The following is a 20,580-nucleotide window of genomic DNA, read 5'->3' as shown; positions in this document are numbered from 1 at the left end:
CTTAAATCTCCAAATACGCTGGTATTAAGCCTCTGACACTATTGATAAGATATATTTTATCAGCAGTTTTTAGATCATCAAAATTTAGGCTTTTGGATTGCAGTTTGCCTTGAGAAATTAAAGATTTTCTTGCAACACCTGCTAAGACACCATCTTCTAATTTTGGTGTATAAAGTTTATCATTTTTCTCAATAACTATGTTATGAAACCTAGTTTCAGTAATATTACCTTTTTCATTTAGATAGATAAGCTCACAATTATCTTCATGAATATATTTGTGATGCATTTGAGTATAAAAGCCTCGTGTCGAGCTATGTGTAGTTTTGTGCTGAAATAATTTATTAGCTGAATTTATTTTCTCAGGGCAGATTTTTAGTTTAATAGCTTGTTGGTTGGCAGTATTAATTTCAGTATGCTCGATATTTATAGACTTATCATAATAATATTCTAGACGGATTTTATATTTTTTATCATCAGTTAACTGATCTAGATAGTCATATAGTTGATCTCTAATCTTGCAAATATCAATATCAAAAAATAACTGTCTAGCAGAGTTTTCAAGCCTCTCTAAATGTAGCTCTAAATCTCTAAATTGATTGCAGTAATAAAGGCTCTCAATTAAGCAAAAATCAGGCTGATAGATTTGGCGTATAAAGTTTATCTTAGTATTCATTTCTTGCCATTCTGACTGTACATCTGAATAAACAGTAATGCCACCACCGACACCAATCTGTAAGTTATCATGATATTGTTGAATCGTGCGAATAGCAACATTAAAGCACATATCATTATTTGGCATAATATATCCAATACTTCCGGTATATACTCTCCTTTTACCTTTCTCTATTTGTTTAATTAGTTCCATAGTTCGTTTCTTAGGTGCTCCTGTAATCGAACCACAAGGAAATAAGCCATCTAGGATCTTCCTGAAAGATATTTGTTTATCTACTTTTGCTGAGATTTGTGAAGTCATTTGTAGTAGATTTTTGTATTTTTCTATTGAGAAAAGTTTATCTACATTAACTGTATGAGTTTTTGCAATAGCGGATAAATCGTTACGCAAAAGATCGACAATTATTAAGTTCTCCGCCCTATTCTTATCACATGATGATAATTCTTGATATACCTTTTGATCTTCTGAGTCATTACCAGTCAGCTTTGCTGTACCTTTCATTGGTTTGACAAGTAAATTATCAGCTTCTTTTTTAAAGAAAAGCTCAGGCGAAATTGATATTATATCTGGGTTTAAAAATGATAAATATGCAGCATATTTAACTGATTGTTGTTGTTTGAGCTTATTGTACAACTCATAGCTAGTAAGCTTTGTAGTAGCTAAGATATTTTTAGTTAAATTAATCTGATAGCTTTCACCATTGATAAGTGCTTGTTGAACTTCATCAAAGCTTCTTTGATAATCTGCAAAATGAAGACTATCTATCATTAGATCTATATTTTTATCTGAAACTATATTCTTGGGGATTTCATTTGAATAATTACTAAAAGCGACAAAATGAAGTAATTTGCCATCATCAAAATCGCATAAATCATAAAGATTATTATTAAGATAATAACTAGCTTCATAACTTAAATATCCAACTAGATATAATCCTTGTTGCTGCAGTTCTTCCAATTGTCCAAAAGCTAACTCAAGTGATTCTTTATCGTTAGCTATAACTTCTGCAACTGGATTGTAAAAATAGTAACTTTGCTTATTCGTTAAAGTATCTTCAAGAATTGCAAATTGTGGTAATTGGATATTACTCATGATTAATCATTTCTTTTAGTTTTTTTCTATCAGTTTTACCAGTTGTCGTTGTTGGAATTTCATCAATATAAATAATTCCATCTAATTTTTTGTATTCAGCTATGTAATTACCTAGCTTATTATTTATAAACTCTAATGAGTATTGTTGAGATGCTACCAAATATGCCCAAATAGTTTCCCCCCATATTTTATCTTTTTTAGATGTAACTATGCAATTATCAATATTTGGTATTTTTAAAATTGCTGTTTCTAACTCAATTGGAGATATGTTTGAGCCACCTTTTATAATTATATCCTTATAACGCCCATAAAAACTAAGCTCATGGCTTTGAGCATCGAAACTACCTATATCTCCTGTTTCTAACCACTCAGTTTGAATATTTAGAGGTAGCATATTATTTTTGATGAAGATTTTACCATAGTCACTATTTTCAAATTTAACTATTTTTACTTGAGTATCTGCAAAAACTTTAACTTTATTAACTGTATTGGCAGATATATTTTGACCATATCCAAAAACCTCTGTCATACCTAAACCATTTAGCAGTGGTATACCAAGTTTATTTTCAACTTGATTTGCTAAACTTTCGCTAACTATATCACCAGCAACACTTAGATAGCATAGATTATGGTTACGATGAATGTTTTGCTCTAACAAAAAATGATACATTGTTGGTAACAGTGCTAAAGCAGTTACATTATTTTGGTTAATAATCTCTGCTATTAATCTTGCATCAAATTCACGGATAATTGTTATATTTAATCCAACAGCTAATGCTGGTAAGACTTGATAAGAAAAAGCAAAAGCGTGATTTATTGATAATGCTACTAATAAGTGGTCATTTTGTTTAAGACCTAAATCATTAATTCTATCATTAGCATAATTGATTATTTGATTAATATCATGAAGATGCTTTTGATAAAATCCTGTTGTTCCAGAGCTTACATGAGCTGTTAGAGATCTAGCATAAATCGAATAATCTTGCGTATATTCAAGACTTTCAAAAAACGATGTCGGATTTTCTATATACAATTTATTTACTTCAAGACTAGATATTTTATCTGTAATAAATAAACTATCATATTCAATTATCGCTGCTAGCTCATTATCAACCAATCTTGGATTGATTGGCACAAAAATATCTATATCTGCTATCCAACTAGCTATATACAAGCTTACAGATAATGGCGAGTTTTTTAGATTAGAATATATTTTCCTATAACCACAAGACTCTAAGAATCTAGATAAACTATATGATTTTTGCAAAATTTGATAATAGCTATATCTTATGTTATCAAAATATATATAAGTATCTTTACCATATTTTTCTATATTTGCTAAAAAATCTCTAAGTTGATGCATATTTGCGGGCAATAAGTTATCTAAGCATTTGCCAATATGATATATTAAATAACAAAATTTACTCTAATTTATCTAACAAAATGAAACAATCTCTGTTTTTATCTAATATGGAAATATATGTAAGTCTCGGCTGTTCTGAAGAGGAAAGATCTCACAAACAAATGATAACTCTAGACTTAGAACTTGAGTTTAGCCAAAACTATAGCGCAAGTAATTCTGATAATCTTGAAGAAACTATTTGCTATTATACTCTGAGAAATAACATTCAACACTTTTGTGATAACTTTAGCTGTAATCTTATAGAGTACTTAGCTAAGCAAATTTATCTGTTTATTGGAGAAAAACATAGAGATATAACAATCAAATACTTGAAACTTAACAAAAAGCCCCCAGTTTCACAGATAGGTTCTGCTTCTTTTATTATTAGGAATTAATGTGCAATATATTATAGGGATTGGAACAAATATTGGTTTCACTATCGAGAATATTCATCTTGCGTTAGATGCTCTAGCATCATACCAGAACATAAGAATTATTAGAAAAGCTAGCTTATATAGTAGTAAAGCATTACTCAAAGAAAATGCCCCAAAAGAATGGGATATTACATTTTTAAATACCGCTGTAAAAATTAGTACGTCTCTCAAACCTCAAGATTTGTTGATAGTTTTAAAAGATATAGAAGAAAAAATTGGTAGAGATCTTAATGCTCTGGTTTGGTCTCCTAGGCTTATTGATTTAGATATACTATCAGCTGAGGATTTAGTAGTAGATACAGCTAAACTTACAATTCCTCACAAAGAATTAATAAACCGTAGTTTTGCTCTAGCTCCATTACTAGAACTATCCAAAGGTTGGCACCATCCAAAATATGTTGAATGGAATCTAAGCCTAAGACTAAAAGAGCTAGAACCAATTGAAAAACTTAATCAAACACTATCAAATACAATGCGTATGGGTATAGTTAACTTATCAGATCAGTCTTTTTCAGATGGAGGTTTTAATGATACTCAGCGTAAATCAAATTTTATTGAGCTAATAAATAATGGTGCTGAAATTATTGATATTGGTGCTGAATCGACTAAACCAGATGCTACTGCTACTAGTATTGATGAAGAGTTTAATAAATTAGATGAATTCTTAGAATATCTTAAAGAACAGCTTAATAGTTTAGCTTATAGACCTCTTGTAAGTATTGATACACGTAGATTTGAAGTCATGAGTAAAATCTTAGAAAAACATCATGATATCATCTGGATGATAAATGATGTTGAATGTAATGATATTGATAAAAAAGCTCAACTTATAGCTAAATATAAAAAGAAATATGTAATAACTCATAATTTAGGTATCACAGATAGAAACCAATATTTAGATAAAGAAGATGCTATAGATAAAGTATGTGAATTTATTGAGAACAAAAAACAAATTCTCCTAAACCATGGTGTAGAGCAACAAAATATATACTTTGATGTAGGCTTTGGTTTTGGTAAAAAAGCAGATACTGCAAAATACTTATTAGAAAATATTGTTAATATAAAACAAAAACTAAATCTAAAAGCACTAGTCGGACATTCACGTAAACCATCTGTACTAGGTGTTCTTAAAGATAGTAACATCAGTACTTTAGATATCGCTACAAGAGAACTTTCAAGAAAGTTAGAAAAACTCAACATTGATATTATAAGAGTACATAAAATTTAGTAAGGAAAAATTATGCCATACCATCCAGCATTAGAGTCATTATTAGATACTCCTGAAATAAGAAGAATAAAAAAATTAGATTTAAGAGAGCAACGTAAGATATTTGCAGATCTTTCAATAGCACAAATCAAGCGCCTACCTCGCCCTGATATTATCGAAGAAGATATTAAGTTAGAAAATGATACTATATTAAGACACTATAAACCTAAAAAAGCATCTGATAAAGCTGTACTTTTTATTCATGGTGGTGGTTGGTGTTTGAGCTCTATAGATACTTATGATCACGTATGTAGATACTTATGTGATCAAGGTAATTTAAATATTTTCTCATTAGAGTACGGTCTGGGTCCTGAGCATAAATATCCTGTTGCTGTTAATCATGCGCTATATGCTTATGACTGGCTTTATGAAAATATTTCTAAGTTTAATTTATCTACTGAAAATATCTTTGTAATGGGAGATAGTGCTGGTGGAAATCTTGTAACTATAATATGCCACGAGCGTCAAGGAAATATGCCAAAAGCACAAATTTTGGTTTATCCTGCTGTCGATATGTATACTAAATATGATAGTAATACTAAGTTTGATGAGTATAAATATCATCTCACTACCGAATGGTCAGAACTATTTCTAAAAGCATATGTAGGTGAAGATATAATGTCAGAGCCTAAAAAACTTAGACAACCTACAATATCTCCATTATTTTATAAAGATACAAAACAACCTGATACACTAATTATAGCGGCTACTCATGATATCCTTATAGATGGTATCTATGCTTATGAAGAGAAGCTAAAACAACAAGGTACTTATGTTGAAACTCACTATGATGATGAAATGTATCATGGTTTTATGGGGGGACTTGGTGTAGTTCCATTTGAAAATCCTAAAATAGCTTTAGATAAAGTAATTGAGTTTATAAATAAACGATAGATATTGATTAGATATATGATTCCAATTTTTAAAACTGATAAAAAATCTGGCGAGAAATCAGAAGAACTTATTAGAAAATTTAATGACTTACCTGCTTTTGTTGCAACTGGTGGTGAGATTGTTTTTGTCTCAAATGACTTTTTGGAAGTACATCTAAGGTTTAATTTAACAGATAACACCAAAAACTATCATGGTACTGGTTTTGGTGGAGCTATATATTCATCATTAGATCCAATTTATCCATTGCAGTTATGTAATATTCTTGGTGATGATTATGTGGTTTGGGATTTATCAGCTAATATAGATTATCTTAGACCAATTACACATCATGTTTATGCAAGATTTCTACTATCAAAAGAGATTATCAATAAAATAAAGCAAGATGTTATAACCAAAAATAAATCTGTAATTAGTTTACCAGTCTGCTATGAAGATACTGATAATAATATTTATGCTGAAGCAACCAAAACTATATATATTGCCGATCGAGAGTATTTCAATAATCGTAAAAAGTAGTTTAACTAAATGTATTTAATATAGATTGTCTTGTTACGTTCTTTAACAACTCAATTTCTTGTTGTGTACTATTTAGTGGTGGTAGCCAGTAGATAGTATTTCCTAGTGGCCTTAATAAAGCACCTAATTTTATAGCTTCTCGATAAACATCTAAGCCAGCTCTTTTTTTATCAATATTTAAATCTGCTGCAATAATTGCTCCAATACCTCTGATATTTTTTATAATCGGTAATTGCTCTTGTAGCTCAAGAAAAGATTCACTAAATTGTTTTTCAAGATCTTTAACATTGTTAAGTATATGTTCTTCTTCAAATATATCCAATACTGCATTTGCTACTACAGCTCCTAAAACATTACCACTATGAGTATGTGAATGTAAAAAAGCTTTAGTTAACTGATCATCATAAAACATCTCATAATATTGATTTTTTGTCAAAACAATACTAAAAGGTATAATCCCAGAGGTTAATCCTTTTGATACACACAAAAAATCAGGCTTAATATCAAGATATTCATAAGCAAAAAATTTACCCAGTCGCCCTACTCCTGTCATTATCTCATCAAAAATAATATAAACATCATTTTCCTTACACCACTTACAAAGTCTATTTAAGTAATCTTTGCTATAAATCAACATACCTCCAGCACCTTGACAAATTGGCTCTACTATTAAAGCATTAATAAATTCTTTGTGTTGATCAAGATATTGTTGCGATTTACTCCAATAGACTTCAGCATTTGCCCATAGTGGATCACTTTTGCCACTAACATACGGAATATTTTTTAACTTAAAACTATCAAATAATAATGGTTTATACGGATCAGAGTATAAACCACAATCACTAACACTCATAGTTGCCAATGTCTCACCATGATATGAGTTTTCAAGACAAATAAACTTAGTTTTTTTAGTTTGATTTTGAAAGCTTCTAAGGTGTGTCGTCATTTTTAGAGCTATCTCTACAGCACAAGATCCATCACTTGCGTATAAAGTTTTGTCCATAGCTGTCAAATTACAAATTCTTTGACTAAACCTATCTATTTCATCATTTGTAGTATTTGCAAATATTGTATGCTCATATTTATCCAGTTGTGTCTTAAGCTTATCTATTATGTATGGGTGTCTATGTCCAAGAGACTTACACCACCAACTTGATGTAGCATCAAAAAGCTTTCTATTATCTTTAGTGTAGATATATCTCCCTTCAGTTCTATAAACATTCATAGGAGGTGATTTTTCAAAGTCTTTCATTTGCGTACATGGATGCCATATATTTGAACTATACATATTGTAAACCTTTTATAGAATATTAAGTTGACATAAATTGTACACAAGATATAAAATACTTTACAACTTTAAAACAATTTTTTATAAAAAATGACATTAGAACAAATCAAAGAAATTTACTCAAGACCATTAACAGAATTAATTTTACAAGCCTTAGAAATTCACAACAAAAACTTTGGTAATGATATTGAGTTATGCTCACTAAAAAGTATCAAAACTGGTACTTGCCCAGAAGACTGTAAATATTGTCCTCAAAGTGGCCATTACAATACTAGTATCGAAAAGCATAAACTATTAGATAAAGATAGTATATTGGCAGAAGCAAAAAATGCGAAAGATGCTGGATCGAAAAGATTCTGTATGGGTGCTGCTTGGAAGCACATTCCCAAAAAAGACTTTGATCAAGTAGCTGAGATCATCACTGAAGTCAAAAATCTTGGCTTAGAAACATGTGTAACTTTAGGAAGTATCAACGTTGAGGAGGCAACTAAATTAAAAGAAGCAGGACTGGATTACTACAATCATAATCTTGATACTTCAAGAGAATTTTACCCAGAAATAATTACCACACGTAAATTTGAAGAAAGAATTGAAACTATAAGAAACGTTGCTAACGCCGATATAAATGTCTGCTGTGGTGGTATATTAGGTATGGGCGAATCTCTAGATGATAGATTTAATTTATTACTTGAGCTATTACAATTACCCGCTGCTCCAAAAAGTATTCCCATCAATACATTAATACCAGTTAAAGGAACTCCTCTAGGAGATAAGTATACAGATGCTCAAATTGATAGTTTTGAATTAGTAAGATTTATAGCAACTACAAGAATACTATTTCCACAAGCACGCTTGAGACTATCAGCAGGTAGAGAGAATGTGTCTTTAGAGACTCAGACTCTATGTTTTCTTGCTGGCATTAACTCAATATTTTATGGTAATAAATTATTAACAGAGAATAATGCTACTGTTAATTCTGATAATTTTTTATTAGCGAAGCTGGGTTTGGAATCAAATGTCGAATTATGTTAAACCTACAAGACAAATATACTCAATATCAAAAGGATAATTTATTAAGAGAGTTAACTCCTTTTGTAAAGGATGATTCTACTATTGATTTTACAACTAGCGATTATTTAGATCTATCATCAGCACACAATCTCAAAGATGCCATTGTAACTGGTTTTGATAAGTACGGTTTTGGAAGTAAGGGATCTAATATAGTCTGTGGTTACACCGATGAGACACAGCAATTTGAATATGAGTTTGCAAAGTTTGCTAACTATCCTAGAGCTATATTTTTTAGTTCAGGGTTTATGGCAAATCTTGCAATTTATTCAACATTGTTTAATAAGCATGATAGTATCTTTGCAGATAAGTATATCCATGCGTCTATTATTGATGGAATCAAACTTTCACAAGCTAAACTAAAAAGATATAAACATCAACAATTAGGTCACCTTCAAGATATATATGATGGCAAGAGCTTCACTACTACAGAAGGAGTCTTTAGTACTTCAGGATCAATTACTCAACTTGATAAGCTTGCTAAAATCACACCAGAAAAGCTTATAGTTGATGAGGCTCATAGTTTTGGGATTTTAGGTAAAAATGGTCGTGGTGCGATCAACAGCTTTCAAATAAGTTATAAAAATTGTCCTATCTGTATTTTTCCTCTTGGTAAAGCATTTGGTGGAGTCGGTGCTGTAGTTTGTACTACAGAAGCAATTGCAGAATACCTAATACAATTTGCACGTAACTATATCTATACAACAGCATTACCACCAATGATATTAAAAGCTGCTTTGATACAACTAAAAAACCTTGAAAAGGCTAATGATAATCGAGCAAAACTTCAACAAAATATCATTTTTTTTAATGAACTTTGTGATGATAAAGATCTTGAACTAGTGTCTAAAGATTTATCACCTATTAGAAGTATCCAACTAAATGATGCTAATCTTGCACTTAGATTGAAAGATAAACTCTTTGAAAACAAAATAATAGTGTCTTGTTTTAGATATCCTACAGTACCTAAAGATCAAGCTATATTGAGATTTTCACTGCATAGTAATAATACCTTTGACCAAATTCATCAGGCTTTAGAAATTATCTCAAAAGAGGTCAAATATGAACATATATGATCAAGTTAAAAGTAACTTTGCAAAAGCTACAGATTACTCTAAAAACTCAACTATCCAAAATCAAGTACGTCAATTACTTTTAGAGCAGGCACTAAACTACTCAAGACTAGTTAGCTACAATCATACTAACAATATTCTAAATTTAGGAGTACGCGACTTATCAGAGCCATTAGAACTTAATAGGATATTTTCAGCAAAGCAAATAGATGCCTGCGATATTGCTTTAACAAAAAACTCAAAATATACAAATATAAACACACTAAAACTTAATTTTGATACAGATCTACGTCTGCTTAAAAATAGCTATGATTTAATATTTTCAAATATGTCATTTCAATGGAGTCAAGACATAGAAACATTAATTAAAAATCTAGCAAAAAAATTAAATAATCGTGCAATTTTAGCCTTTAGCACTGTTTTGGATAACAATTTTTATCAGGTAAAAGACATACTAAGAATAAATAAAATGCACAGTAGTTCTAGCATTTTAGAATTTATCAGAAAATCTGACTTAAATTGTCTACATCATGAAGATTTATATTTAGATATTAAATTCAATAACTTTAAAGAACTAACAAATCATCTAAAATCTACGGGAGTTAATACTTATACAGGAAGCAATAATAAACCTAGCTTTTCAAATATCAAAAAGTTTCTTACAAATACAGATCGTGTAAATCTTAGTTATCATATTGGTTTATTTATATGTTTTAAGGAGTAGCTTATGAAAAAGTTTTTTATAATTGGTACGGATACCGAAGTAGGCAAAACATATATATCAACCAAGCTTATTGAAGCTTATGAGTATGAAAATATTAAATCACTTTGTTTGAAACCTGTAGCGTCTGGTAAAAACCAATTTTCAGAACTGTGTGAAGATGTCGAGAGTATTCTAAATGCTTATAAGAACAAATTTACAGCAGATGAAATAAACCTAATTTCATTTAGTGAAGCAGTTGCCCCACACATAATAGCAGCAAAATCAAAAGTAGATATTTCAATTGAAAGTCTCAAACAATTTATTGAAGATAAGTATACTCGTCAAGATTTAGATATTCTTTTTATCGAAGGAGCTGGTGGATTATTAACTCCATACTCAAATCATGCTACACAATTTGATCTAATAAAGGCTCTGCAAATACCAGTACTACTAGTATCAGCTATAAAAGTTGGTTGCATAAACCATACCTTACTAACTATAAATGAGTTAAATCGTCATAATATTAAATTAGCTGGTTGGATTGCTAATTGTAATGACTCAAATATCAAATACATTGATGAACAAATAAATACTATAGAAGAGCTATCAGGATATAAGTGTAGTGCAAAAATTTCTCAAAATACGGAATATTTAGATTTTATAGATTTATCCAAGATACTAATATCGCCAGAAGAAAATGAATAATTCCCTTCGCTATTCTTAATAAGAATTTCGCCATTATTTGCTAGGCCAACATAGTTACAGTTATTATAAGTTTTATCAACTAAAGCCAATGAAAACTTTTTATCTTTTAGATAGTTAAGTGATTCAAATTCATTTTTAAAATATGTAAAACCCTCATTAATGAAAACTGCTAAATCCTCCTTAATAGCTTTGATAATTTGTATAGTTAAGTTAGTTCGATTAGCATGGCGTTGCGATTGTAACTTTATTGATGTCCAATCTTTAGAGATTTGTTCGTTATATTGCATATTAACATTTATGCCAAAACCTATAAATAGCTTCGCTCTACCATTAATTTCAGCACTAACATTTATAATAACGCCAGCAATCTTCTTATCATCTACATAGATATCATTAGGCCATTTTAGTTTAGCTTCTATATTAATACTTTTTAGAACTCTTGCAATACTGATTCCAACAACTAGTGATAATCCATTAAGTTTCGATATGTCTAGCTCAACTATTTCAAGCATAGTACAGTAGATATTTTTGCCAAATGGTGAAATCCATTTACGTTTAAATCGTCCAAATCCATCTGTTTGAAACTCTGAGATGAAAACTGTATTCTCACTATACTTAGCTTGATTTTCTATTGCATATTTTGATGTTGAGTCTATAGAATAAAAATAGTTTATATTGTTAAAAACTTTGATTAATTCATCAACTTTGATTAGATCTAATTTTTCTTGGAGTCGATATCCAACCCTGGAGTTAGAAGATACTATTATTTGATAGTTATCCTTAAGTGCTTTGATATTTTTTGAAATTGCTGCTCTTGATATACCTAACTTTTGAGCAATATCTTCACCACTTACATATTTTTTATCATCTAAAAAGGTTAATATTTGCTGTTGAGTTTTGTTCATTTAACCTTGCTCTTTTAACAAAATCATAAATTGCTACTTCGATCCAAATAAACAGCTGCAGCACCAAAAACTTGAAAACCACCTTCCGTTTCCGACCATTCTATTTTAATTTTTTTAGCTGACTGAGTAAAGGCAAATGTTTTAATCTCATCCCACATTGCTTTTTCAAAATATTCTCTAGCTGACATTATTGATCCAGCAATTATTATCACCTTTGGATCTAAAGTATACATTATAGACTTTATTGCTACTCCAAGATGTTTACCAAATTGCTTATAGATGCCTAGAGCATCTTTATCATTATTTCTTGCTCGTTTAAGGATCTCAACACCTTCAATACCTATCTTTTTTATAAAGAATTGGCCACTACAATAATCCTCCAAGATTCCATCTAAATATGGTAACATGCCAAACTCTCCTGCTCCGCAATTAGAGTCTTTTAGTAAAGAGCCTTTATTGATAATACCGCCACCAATACCCGTGCCTATTGTAATACCAACAAAATTTTCATGCTCTTTACCTTTACCATATAGTCTTTGACCTATAGCAAAACAATTAGCATCATTATCTATAAAAACTGGTACTTTAAACTTTGCCTCTAGTATTTCTTTTAGATGAATCTCTTGCCATGATTTGATATTTTGCACATCATATACAATTCCCTTTTCTCGATCTGCAACACTAGGAATACCAACGCCTATGCCCTCAACTTCAGATGTAAAAACTTTTGCTATAGTATCGATGACAACATCAATAACAGATTGAGCATTATGTTCTGCATCTGGCGGAATTTTGCTCAAGTAAGAGTCTAATAAATTTTCTCCACATACCCTACCAGCATTCACTTTAGTGCCACCGATATCAACACCAACCACAGTTCTATTCTTAATTTGAATTTCTTTACTCATATCACTTCAACTTATTTCTTAAATAATTCTGTTAGCTTTATAGTTTTATTATCAATTAATGGCTTAGCTGTTATGGCTACATATAAAATATATATTATAGTTAGATATACAAAACACATTCCTATTCTTAAGCCTAAGATATCTCCAATATTACCAACCACTAATGGCACTATAGCACCACCAATTATCCCCGTACAGAATATTCCTGATACTGTTCCATGATGTGATTTTAGAGAATTCATTCCTAATGAAAAAACTCCTCCATACATTATCGATGTCAAAAAACCACAAACAGGGAAAAATATCAAAGCCATAGTAGCCGATCCAAACAATGCTAGAGACAATGATATTAGTTGTAAAATTAGAAATACTTTCAAAATATTTTTGACATTATATAACTTCAATAAAACTATACCTAAAATACCGCCAACACATTGCATGATCCAGAATAATGCTACAGTAGTATTGCCTACAGTTTCGGTATTAAAGCCATGATAGTCACTCAAGAATTTAGAAATCCAGACACTAATTCCTTGTTCTTGACCAACATAAGCAAAGATCGCTAAAAAATATATTATTACGACTTTATTTTTTAGAAGATGTAATACAGTAGCAAAACCTTCTAATTTCTCATCTTCCTTCAACTCAACTTTTGGAAACTTAATTAAAGCAATAAATATTACTAGCAAAAACATTACAATTGCATTGAACCAATAAATAGCAACCCAACTAAAGTTTGTCCCTGTTAGCTTATTAAAAAATAGTAAAAAATAATTACTATCTCCAGAATATGGAAGATTCATAACTAAATAAGAAAGTACAAATGGACTAACAAATGATGCCCCACCAAAAAATACTTGCTGTAATACAGAGAAAAATGAGTAATTCTCCTCTCCACCAGCAACTCTTAATAAAGGCCAAAATGCTACCTGTAAAATAGCAGCCGCTGTCCCAACAGTAAATAAACTTACGATATAAGTAAGATAGCTAACTTTTAGACAGAATAAAATTGAACCCAGAGAGCCCAATAAAAAAGCAAATAAGATCATCTTTTTAGATCCATATTTCTCTAGCGCATAACCTGCAGGAATAGAAATAATATATGCTATAAAAAATGCAAAAGGTAATACCCCAGCTTGCGAAAGTGTCAAATGCAGATCGTTAGTTGCATCTGGGATTATAGGTCCTAAAATATTAGTCACAAATGATACAGCAAAAAAGCCAATCATCACCACAGATACTATTAAATAGTTTTTTTTCATAAAATTTGCCTCAAAAAATTTCTAAGTATGAACCCGTTGCCTTAAATTACCACTTAATAAAATTATAAGATAATCAAAAGCTTACTTTTAACAAATATAATACATAATTCAAGTTTATACTATTAAATAGATATTTTTATAGAGTATTTTTAATTCAAAAAATGGTAAATATACTTTTTAATCAAACATCTTTGAGTTATTACTATTACTAAAAAAAATATTAAAGCTTATAATATTAACTGGAACAAAAACAATTCTGGAGATCTAAATGAAAATAGAAGATGTTAAAAAAAATGTTTTTTCGATGCCGCTAGTATCACCTACAGCAAATAGAATAGCTTATAAATTCACTAATAGAGAATATTTCATAATCGACTATATGGCTGATATAGAAATCCTAAAAAAATATGTACCAGAGCCTCTTAAGCCAACTGGTCTTGTAAAATTTGAATTCATGAAAATGCATGATGCTAATGGTTTTGGTAGTTTTAATGAAGCTGGACAACTTATCGAAGTTGAATTTGAGGGTAAGAAAGGCTTATATTCTCACATCATGCTATTAGATAATTTACCATCAATTGCAGCTGGTCGTGAAATATGGGGCTTTCCAAAAAAATATGCTCACCCTACCCTTACAGTAGATTCTGATACATTATTAGGGACAGTAAAATATAATAGTGTTGATGTGGCTTTTGGAACAATGGGATATAAATATCAAGAGCTTAATAAAGATGCTATCAAAAAATCGCTAGAAGAAACCCCTAACTTCTTACTTAAAACCATACCTCATGTTAATGGTAGAGATGTAAGTATTTGTGAACTTGTTAAATACCATGTTAAAGATGTAACTGTAAAAGGTGCATGGACTGGGCCTGTAGATTTACAAGTATTTAACCATGTTCAAGCGGCTTTTCATCATTTACCAGTTTTAGAAATTGTCAAAGGCTCTCACTTTATCGCTGATGTTACATTAGGTTTTGGTGAAGTAGTTTTTGATTATCTTAAGTAGTACTTTCCTAGATTCTTTTTAAAATTGTTCTTATATTTTTTGATAGTATTATTATTGTGGCTACTATGACTATACCTATGACAGTATAAATTAATCTAGATAAGCTTATCTCATACCCGGATAAATGTGCTAATTTTAGGAGCATTGCAATAAATATTGTCAGAAAGAATACATAGCTTCCATAATGCTTAATAATACAACATATAGTAAAAAATGTTGTTATAAACAAAATCATCCAAATGGTATAAGCATTTGATAGATATATAGCTAAAGGTATAGCAAATAATGATCCTATTATAGTACCTATCAAACGATGTTTAATAGCTGTAGATGATCTAATTACATCCGGTTTAAATATTAATAAAACTGTCATAGGTACCCAGTATCCTATTTCAATGTCAAAGTAAATCGATATGAAGTTACCTATAATTAAACCAAGTGATAAACTAACCGCATAAATAGTAGAATCTATATCAGGCAGTATTCTTATACTTCTATAATTATCATCAAAAGTATCTTTTATACTTATTTTTTTTAGAATAAATACCAAAACTATTATAAATACTAATGCTCCTATTAGTGTAAATAATCCTATGAGTATTGAATCTTTAACATTAGCATTAAATCCAGTTCCTATGACATACATATCAGCAATAAAGAGAATGCCATTAGCAAAAACCAAATCTGATTTTGCAGTATAGCCAATCAAAAAAGAAAATCCTAATAGTATAAGTGAACTTGTAATTAAATCATGTGAATAATAACTACCTAAAGATATTGCTATACTCATATAAAATATAAATAATACTCCTGCATATAGCCTAAATTTAATACTATGATTGCGTATTGAAACTTGATGAAGTGCTACTACAAAACATCCTAATGCTGCAAATAAGCCGTAAATATTTTGTAGGTCTAAGACAACTTGTAAAACTGTAAAAAAACCTATTACCAAAGAGGCAGTAATGCCTAAGATAATACTGTTCTTTTTAAGACATATATATTTTGACATAAAGCATCGTTGATCTAAAATAATATAAATTATATATATGATTACTACTATTAATCTATTATTTTTTATTTATATGTCATATATCTGATGATTAGTGATATATAATAACATTATGTAATTAAAATATTTTTGTTAGGAGATTTTTATTATGTCAGTTAAAAATAAAGTGACTTTAATTACCGGAGCTGCATCAGGTCTTGGACTAGGTATGGCGACAGAATTTGCAAAACAAGGAGCTAAAGTTGTAATTGCAGATTTGGATTTAGAAAAGTCGCAAGAAGTAGCTATAAATTTATCATCAAAATATGATGTAGAAACTATGGCTGTACAAATGGATGTAACAAATGAAGACCAAGTAAAATCAGGTGTAGATCAAACTGTTAAAAAATTTGGTCGTATTGATACTGTGATTAATAACGCAGGTATTCAAATAATATCACCTATAGTAGATTTTAGTGTATCAGCTTGGAAAAAATTATTTGATATTCATATGACTGGTACATTACTTGTAGCTCAAGCAGCTATGAGGCATATGATTGAACTAAAAACTGGTGGTAGAATTATAGTTGTAGGTTCTGTTCACTCAGTTCTTGCATCAAAAAATAAAGCTGCGTATGTAGCAGCAAAGCATGCTCAAGTTGGCTTTGTCAGAGCTCTTGCTAAAGAAGGTGCTGAGCATAATATATCTTCAAACCTAATTGGCCCAGGGTTTGTGCTAACTCCATTAGTAGAAAAACAAATACCAGAACAGGCAAAAGAGCTAAACATCAGTGAAGAAGAAGTGGTCAAAAATGTTATGCTTGGTGGTACTGTTGATGGTGAATTTACAACTGTTCAAGATATTGCTGATACAGCTATATTCTTAGCTGGATTCAAAACGAATGCTTTAACAGGTCAGAAGATTTTGGTAAGTCATGGTTGGGGAATGTAAACAAAGCTAATACTTCTGTGATATATTTATTATCATATTAATTTTATTCTAAAACTGTAGATGCCTACAAATTCAAATATAAGACAAAAACTAGGTCAACTAATTATGTTGGATTTTCGCTATTGGGGTGAAGATTCAAATAATCAACGTATACCTTTTACAAAAACCAATGATATCGTCAGTAAGATCTTCCAAGATTATAACTTAGGTGGTTTTATCCTTTTTAGAGAGAATATTCAAAATAATGAGCAAATCATCTCTCTATTAAGAGATCTTCAAGCTAACACTAATACACCAGTATTTTTCGCTACAGATCAAGAAGGTGGTAGAGTTAATCGCTTACAACAAGGTACTAGTGGCTGCGGTAATATGGCACTAGCTGCGACAGATAATCCTAGTAATGCTTACACTATGGCTAAAATAATTGGTGATGAATTATATTCTTTAGGTATCAATATTAATTTTGCTCCAGCTGTAGATGTCAACTCTAACAAAAATAATCCTATTATTGGTGTAAGGTCTTACTCAGATAGTCCCAATGTAGTTACTGACTATGCCAAAAATGCGATAAAAGGTTATCATGATGCTAAAATCATAGACTGCATTAAGCACTTCCCTGGTCATGGTGATACTGCAACAGATAGTCATTTAGGTAATGTAATCTTAGATAAAACTTTGAAAGAATTACAGACAACAGAGCTACTACCATTTAGTAAACTTGCTAGAGATTGTAGTATGATAATGACAGCACATATTAGTGTACCAGCCCTAGATGATACCCAGTACCAATCAGTTTCAACAAGTGAAAATATTTATGTGCCAACTACTCTTTCTTATAAGATAATAACTAAATTACTAAAACAACAAATGAAATTTGATGGTCTAGTAGTATCTGATGCTATGGATATGCATGCTATTGCTAAACACTTTGGAACTATTGAAGCTTCAAAATTAGCTATCTTAGCTGGTATTGATATTTTATTAATGCCTGTTCGAGTATGGTCAGAAAGTGATCTTTATAAGTTAGAAGAGCTTTTTTGTGAACTAGAAAAAGAATATAATCAAAATCCTAATTTTGCTAATGCAGTTGATAATGCCTACACGAATATTACTGATTTCAAAGCAAAACATAAACTCGATGAAAGTTTAATATTCAAACTCTCATACGATGAGCAATTAAAATATGCTAATCAAATAGTTAATTGTAGTAAACATCAACTGATATCTTTAGATATAGCTAAGCAAAGTACAACTGTAGTTAAAAATTCAGGTATTATTCCATACGATCTCAATAAGTTAAAAAATATCTTGGTTGTAGATAGTGATAGCCAACGTATGGCAGATTTTCATAATGAGTTACAAAAAATAGTATCAAAAAATAGCTATACTACTATAATAAACTCTGAAAATATTAATAATCAAGATATAAAAACTAGTATCGAAAATGCTGATATAATTTTGCTAATTTCGGCAAATCTTCGTGAATATAATAATGCTTATAGTTATGTAACTTCTATAAAGCCAGAGCAAACTATAAATATCGCAGCACTTACTCCTTATGATATTAACTATATCGATAATATTATTAATTATGTTTGTATTTATGGTGCGACTTCTATGGATCAAACAAATTATACAAAGACTTCTTTGAAAATTAATATTCAAGCAGCATTAGAAAATATTTTTAGCGATAATATCCCAACAGGAAAATTACCTGTTCAGATTTAATATCTTAAACTGTTTTTGAACCAAAGAATTCATAATGAATATTTTTTTCTCTAACGCCATTTTTTAATAACTTTTCATGTATAGAAAGCATAAATTCTTTAGGTCCACAAAAGAAGTATTGAGCATCATTCTTACCTTCACTAATGTGTTGTTGGACAGTATCTATACAGACTAGTCCTTGCTTTGCATCAGATCCAGAATTATCTTCATAGAAAAAAATAGTTTTAAGTCTTGGGTTCTCACTTGATAGTTTTTCTAACAGCTTAGCAAAAGGATGCTCATTTTTGTTTTTCTTACCACAAACAAAAAGTACTTGTCTTCGATTTTGTGTTTTTAGCTCCGATAAAAGCATACTCATTAAAGGTGTAATACCGATTCCTGCTGAAATAAAAACTATCGGTTTATCAAGATTTTTATTTACTTCCAAGAAAAATTCGCCACAAGGAGGTGCTATTTCTATTTTGTCACCAACTTTTATCTCATGCGATAGGTATTGAGATACATAACCTTGCCCCTCTTGTTTAACTGTTATTCTTAGATAATCCTCACCAGTAGCTGAAGAAATACTATAATTTCTCATAGTAGTCATTCCATTATATGGAACTCTAACAGTAATATATTGTCCTGGTTTGAAATCATATCTTCTAAAAAGATCATTTTTAAAATAGAAAGAATATGTATTTATACTCTCATTTTCTTTTTTGACTACCTCAAACTCTTTAAAATTATCCCAACCATACTGCTCTAAATTCTCTTTGTATATACTCTTTTCACGATTAATCAAAATTTCAGCTAATAAATTGTAGGCTGCTGTCCAAGCTATAACTATGTCATCATTATCATTTAAGTTTAGAACCTCTTTGATTGATTCGATTAAGTTAGAACCTACTACTGGATAATGCTCCGCTTTGATTTGTAATGATGCATGTTTTTGGGCTATTAGCTCTACTGCATTGCCTAAAACTTCAAGATTCTCAATATTTTTTGCATAAGCCAAAATTGCTGCAGCTAAAGCTTCTGGTTGAGATGAGTTTTTTTGTCTTGAGGTATTAAAAAACTTTTTAACTTCGGGATTATGCTTAAACATTCTATCATAGAAATGTTTTGTTAAAGCAACTCCATTTTCTTCTAAAACAGGAATTGTTGCTTTTATAGTATCTATATTCTTTTGGCTTAACATAATATATCTCCATATACTCAAATTATAATATGCATTATATATGCATATTATAATTTATGCAAATTTATCCTATACTTTGAAAACATCTTTTCTAAAATATTTTGTATGAATTTAACTTCTTTTACTGATTACTCTCTTAGAATATTAATAATTTTAGGATCAAATCCCAAACAAAAATATAAAACTAAGGATCTTGTAGAGTTATTAGATATTAAACTTAATCATGCTACTAAAATCATTAATAAACTATCCAATCTCAACTATATAGAATCATATAAAGGTAGGTTTGGTGGTGTATCAATTTCTAAAGCTACATACAATATAAAACTATCAACTATTGTCAAAGAACTAGAACCAATGAACATTGTAGAATGTTTTGATAAGGATAAAGCAACCTGTCCATTAATACCAAACTGTAAACTCAAATTTATACTAAATCAAGCAAGCAATGATTTTATAGCGAGATTAAATGACTATAGATTTATTGATATATGCAATATCATGCCCCCAAATCAAAATAACGAATAAGT

Annotated in this window: 20 protein-coding genes; 12 read left to right on the top strand and 8 right to left on the bottom strand. The window is 30.0% G+C overall.

Features of this window, described 5'->3' with window-relative positions; all coding sequences use genetic code 11:
• Position 1: 1 nt before the first annotated feature.
• Both F7308_RS06630 and F7308_RS06625 read right to left on the bottom strand, forming a co-directional pair.
• Complete coding sequence (locus F7308_RS06630; RefSeq protein WP_013923084.1) at positions 2 to 1,765, bottom strand: bifunctional chorismate-binding protein/class IV aminotransferase; 1,764 nt, start codon at positions 1,763 to 1,765, stop codon at positions 2 to 4.
• Positions 1,758 to 3,128, bottom strand: a complete 1,371-nt coding sequence (locus tag F7308_RS06625) for a class I adenylate-forming enzyme family protein (protein ID WP_013923083.1) — start codon at positions 3,126 to 3,128, stop codon at positions 1,758 to 1,760. The genes F7308_RS06630 and F7308_RS06625 overlap by 8 nt, the downstream gene beginning before the upstream one ends.
• Positions 3,129 to 3,208: 80 nt before the next feature.
• On the opposite strand from F7308_RS06625, the gene F7308_RS06620 reads away from it, so the two are divergent.
• The 4 genes from F7308_RS06620 to F7308_RS06605 are packed head-to-tail and all read left to right on the top strand — an operon-like array spanning position 3,209 to position 6,278.
• Positions 3,209 to 3,562 (top strand): dihydroneopterin aldolase, encoded by a 354-nt coding sequence (locus F7308_RS06620; protein ID WP_013923082.1) that lies wholly within the window; start codon positions 3,209 to 3,211, stop codon positions 3,560 to 3,562.
• A 1-nt stretch (position 3,563) separates the two neighbouring features.
• Positions 3,564 to 4,829: a dihydropteroate synthase gene (gene folP, locus F7308_RS06615; RefSeq protein ID WP_013923081.1), complete on the top strand. Its 1,266-nt coding sequence runs from the start codon at positions 3,564 to 3,566 to the stop codon at positions 4,827 to 4,829.
• Between the two features lie 12 nt (positions 4,830 to 4,841).
• Complete coding sequence (gene bioJ, locus F7308_RS06610) at positions 4,842 to 5,762, top strand: pimeloyl-ACP methyl ester esterase BioJ (protein WP_013923080.1); 921 nt, start codon at positions 4,842 to 4,844, stop codon at positions 5,760 to 5,762.
• A 15-nt stretch (positions 5,763 to 5,777) separates the two neighbouring features.
• On the top strand, positions 5,778 to 6,278 hold the full coding sequence (locus tag F7308_RS06605) for a PaaI family thioesterase (protein ID WP_013923079.1): 501 nt from the start codon (positions 5,778 to 5,780) through the stop codon (positions 6,276 to 6,278).
• 1 nt (position 6,279) lies between these two features.
• On the opposite strand, the gene bioA is transcribed toward F7308_RS06605, so the two are convergent.
• Positions 6,280 to 7,566 (bottom strand): adenosylmethionine--8-amino-7-oxononanoate transaminase, encoded by a 1,287-nt coding sequence (gene bioA / locus F7308_RS06600; RefSeq protein WP_013923078.1) that lies wholly within the window; start codon positions 7,564 to 7,566, stop codon positions 6,280 to 6,282.
• Positions 7,567 to 7,656: 90 nt separating this feature from the next.
• Here bioA and bioB point away from each other — a divergent pair, with 90 nt between their 5' ends.
• From bioB to bioD, 4 genes are read left to right on the top strand one after another with little or no spacing between them, the layout of a single operon-like run.
• Entirely contained in the window at positions 7,657 to 8,598 is a 942-nt protein-coding gene (gene bioB / locus F7308_RS06595) for a biotin synthase BioB (protein ID WP_013923077.1), read from the top strand.
• Complete coding sequence (locus F7308_RS06590; RefSeq protein ID WP_013923076.1) at positions 8,592 to 9,710, top strand: aminotransferase class I/II-fold pyridoxal phosphate-dependent enzyme; 1,119 nt, start codon at positions 8,592 to 8,594, stop codon at positions 9,708 to 9,710. The genes bioB and F7308_RS06590 overlap by 7 nt, the downstream gene beginning before the upstream one ends.
• On the top strand, positions 9,697 to 10,431 hold the full coding sequence (locus F7308_RS06585) for a methyltransferase domain-containing protein (RefSeq protein ID WP_013923075.1): 735 nt from the start codon (positions 9,697 to 9,699) through the stop codon (positions 10,429 to 10,431). Before F7308_RS06590 ends, F7308_RS06585 begins: the two co-directional genes overlap by 14 nt.
• A gap of 3 nt (positions 10,432 to 10,434) precedes the next feature.
• Positions 10,435 to 11,115, top strand: a complete 681-nt coding sequence (gene bioD / locus F7308_RS06580; protein ID WP_013923074.1) for a dethiobiotin synthase — start codon at positions 10,435 to 10,437, stop codon at positions 11,113 to 11,115.
• Here the strand turns inward: bioD and F7308_RS06575 are convergent.
• From F7308_RS06575 to F7308_RS06565, 3 genes are read right to left on the bottom strand one after another with little or no spacing between them, the layout of a single operon-like run.
• Positions 11,046 to 12,020 carry a biotin--[acetyl-CoA-carboxylase] ligase gene (locus tag F7308_RS06575; RefSeq protein ID WP_013923073.1) on the bottom strand — a complete coding sequence of 325 codons (975 nt, stop codon included), beginning with the start codon at positions 12,018 to 12,020 and terminating at the stop codon, positions 11,046 to 11,048. The genes bioD and F7308_RS06575 overlap by 70 nt on opposite strands.
• Before the next feature lie 23 nt (positions 12,021 to 12,043).
• Positions 12,044 to 12,928, bottom strand: a complete 885-nt coding sequence (locus F7308_RS06570; protein ID WP_013923072.1) for an ROK family protein — start codon at positions 12,926 to 12,928, stop codon at positions 12,044 to 12,046.
• A gap of 11 nt (positions 12,929 to 12,939) precedes the next feature.
• Positions 12,940 to 14,190 (bottom strand): sugar MFS transporter, encoded by a 1,251-nt coding sequence (locus F7308_RS06565; RefSeq protein ID WP_013923071.1) that lies wholly within the window; start codon positions 14,188 to 14,190, stop codon positions 12,940 to 12,942.
• 268 nt (positions 14,191 to 14,458) lie between these two features.
• On the opposite strand from F7308_RS06565, the gene F7308_RS06560 reads away from it, so the two are divergent.
• On the top strand, positions 14,459 to 15,199 hold the full coding sequence (locus F7308_RS06560) for an acetoacetate decarboxylase (RefSeq protein WP_013923070.1): 741 nt from the start codon (positions 14,459 to 14,461) through the stop codon (positions 15,197 to 15,199).
• 7 nt (positions 15,200 to 15,206) lie between these two features.
• On the opposite strand, the gene F7308_RS06555 is transcribed toward F7308_RS06560, so the two are convergent.
• On the bottom strand, positions 15,207 to 16,211 hold the full coding sequence (locus F7308_RS06555) for an FUSC family protein (RefSeq protein ID WP_013923069.1): 1,005 nt from the start codon (positions 16,209 to 16,211) through the stop codon (positions 15,207 to 15,209).
• A gap of 148 nt (positions 16,212 to 16,359) precedes the next feature.
• Here F7308_RS06555 and F7308_RS06550 point away from each other — a divergent pair, with 148 nt between their 5' ends.
• Together F7308_RS06550 and F7308_RS06545 are read left to right on the top strand one after the other, a co-directional pair.
• On the top strand, positions 16,360 to 17,142 hold the full coding sequence (locus F7308_RS06550; RefSeq protein ID WP_013923068.1) for a 3-hydroxybutyrate dehydrogenase: 783 nt from the start codon (positions 16,360 to 16,362) through the stop codon (positions 17,140 to 17,142).
• Between the two features lie 60 nt (positions 17,143 to 17,202).
• Positions 17,203 to 18,870, top strand: a complete 1,668-nt coding sequence (locus F7308_RS06545; RefSeq protein ID WP_013923067.1) for a glycoside hydrolase family 3 protein — start codon at positions 17,203 to 17,205, stop codon at positions 18,868 to 18,870.
• Between the two features lie 4 nt (positions 18,871 to 18,874).
• Here F7308_RS06545 and hmpA read toward each other — a convergent pair whose 3' ends face one another.
• The gene (hmpA, locus tag F7308_RS06540) at positions 18,875 to 20,050 is read right to left on the bottom strand and encodes an NO-inducible flavohemoprotein (RefSeq protein WP_013923066.1); all 1,176 of its coding nucleotides are present in this window, start codon (positions 20,048 to 20,050) and stop codon (positions 18,875 to 18,877) included.
• Positions 20,051 to 20,155: 105 nt separating this feature from the next.
• Here hmpA and F7308_RS06535 point away from each other — a divergent pair, with 105 nt between their 5' ends.
• Positions 20,156 to 20,578: an Rrf2 family transcriptional regulator gene (locus F7308_RS06535; RefSeq protein ID WP_013923065.1), complete on the top strand. Its 423-nt coding sequence runs from the start codon at positions 20,156 to 20,158 to the stop codon at positions 20,576 to 20,578.
• Positions 20,579 to 20,580 lie beyond the last annotated feature (2 nt).

Source organism: Francisella salina (assembly GCF_000219045.1).
GTDB lineage: Bacteria > Pseudomonadota > Gammaproteobacteria > Francisellales > Francisellaceae > Francisella > Francisella salimarina.
The sequence above is the reverse complement of the archived record's forward strand: the minus strand, read 5'-3'. Positions and strand labels throughout refer to the sequence as shown.

Coding starts and splice junctions, on each gene's coding strand:
- F7308_RS06550 (WP_013923068.1), top strand. CDS start 16,360: ATGTCAGTTAAAAATAAAGTGACTTTAATTACCGGAGCTGCATCAGGT.
- bioB (WP_013923077.1), top strand. CDS start 7,657: ATGACATTAGAACAAATCAAAGAAATTTACTCAAGACCATTAACAGAA.
- F7308_RS06620 (WP_013923082.1), top strand. CDS start 3,209: ATGAAACAATCTCTGTTTTTATCTAATATGGAAATATATGTAAGTCTC.
- bioA (WP_013923078.1), bottom strand. CDS start 7,566: ATGTATAGTTCAAATATATGGCATCCATGTACGCAAATGAAAGACTTT.
- bioJ (WP_013923080.1), top strand. CDS start 4,842: ATGCCATACCATCCAGCATTAGAGTCATTATTAGATACTCCTGAAATA.
- F7308_RS06575 (WP_013923073.1), bottom strand. CDS start 12,020: ATGAACAAAACTCAACAGCAAATATTAACCTTTTTAGATGATAAAAAA.
- F7308_RS06555 (WP_013923069.1), bottom strand. CDS start 16,211: ATGTCAAAATATATATGTCTTAAAAAGAACAGTATTATCTTAGGCATT.
- F7308_RS06630 (WP_013923084.1), bottom strand. CDS start 1,765: ATGAGTAATATCCAATTACCACAATTTGCAATTCTTGAAGATACTTTA.
- F7308_RS06590 (WP_013923076.1), top strand. CDS start 8,592: ATGTTAAACCTACAAGACAAATATACTCAATATCAAAAGGATAATTTA.
- F7308_RS06545 (WP_013923067.1), top strand. CDS start 17,203: ATGCCTACAAATTCAAATATAAGACAAAAACTAGGTCAACTAATTATG.
- F7308_RS06570 (WP_013923072.1), bottom strand. CDS start 12,928: ATGAGTAAAGAAATTCAAATTAAGAATAGAACTGTGGTTGGTGTTGAT.
- F7308_RS06535 (WP_013923065.1), top strand. CDS start 20,156: ATGAATTTAACTTCTTTTACTGATTACTCTCTTAGAATATTAATAATT.
- F7308_RS06605 (WP_013923079.1), top strand. CDS start 5,778: ATGATTCCAATTTTTAAAACTGATAAAAAATCTGGCGAGAAATCAGAA.
- F7308_RS06625 (WP_013923083.1), bottom strand. CDS start 3,128: ATGCATCAACTTAGAGATTTTTTAGCAAATATAGAAAAATATGGTAAA.
- F7308_RS06560 (WP_013923070.1), top strand. CDS start 14,459: ATGAAAATAGAAGATGTTAAAAAAAATGTTTTTTCGATGCCGCTAGTA.
- bioD (WP_013923074.1), top strand. CDS start 10,435: ATGAAAAAGTTTTTTATAATTGGTACGGATACCGAAGTAGGCAAAACA.
- F7308_RS06565 (WP_013923071.1), bottom strand. CDS start 14,190: ATGAAAAAAAACTATTTAATAGTATCTGTGGTGATGATTGGCTTTTTT.
- hmpA (WP_013923066.1), bottom strand. CDS start 20,050: ATGTTAAGCCAAAAGAATATAGATACTATAAAAGCAACAATTCCTGTT.
- F7308_RS06585 (WP_013923075.1), top strand. CDS start 9,697: ATGAACATATATGATCAAGTTAAAAGTAACTTTGCAAAAGCTACAGAT.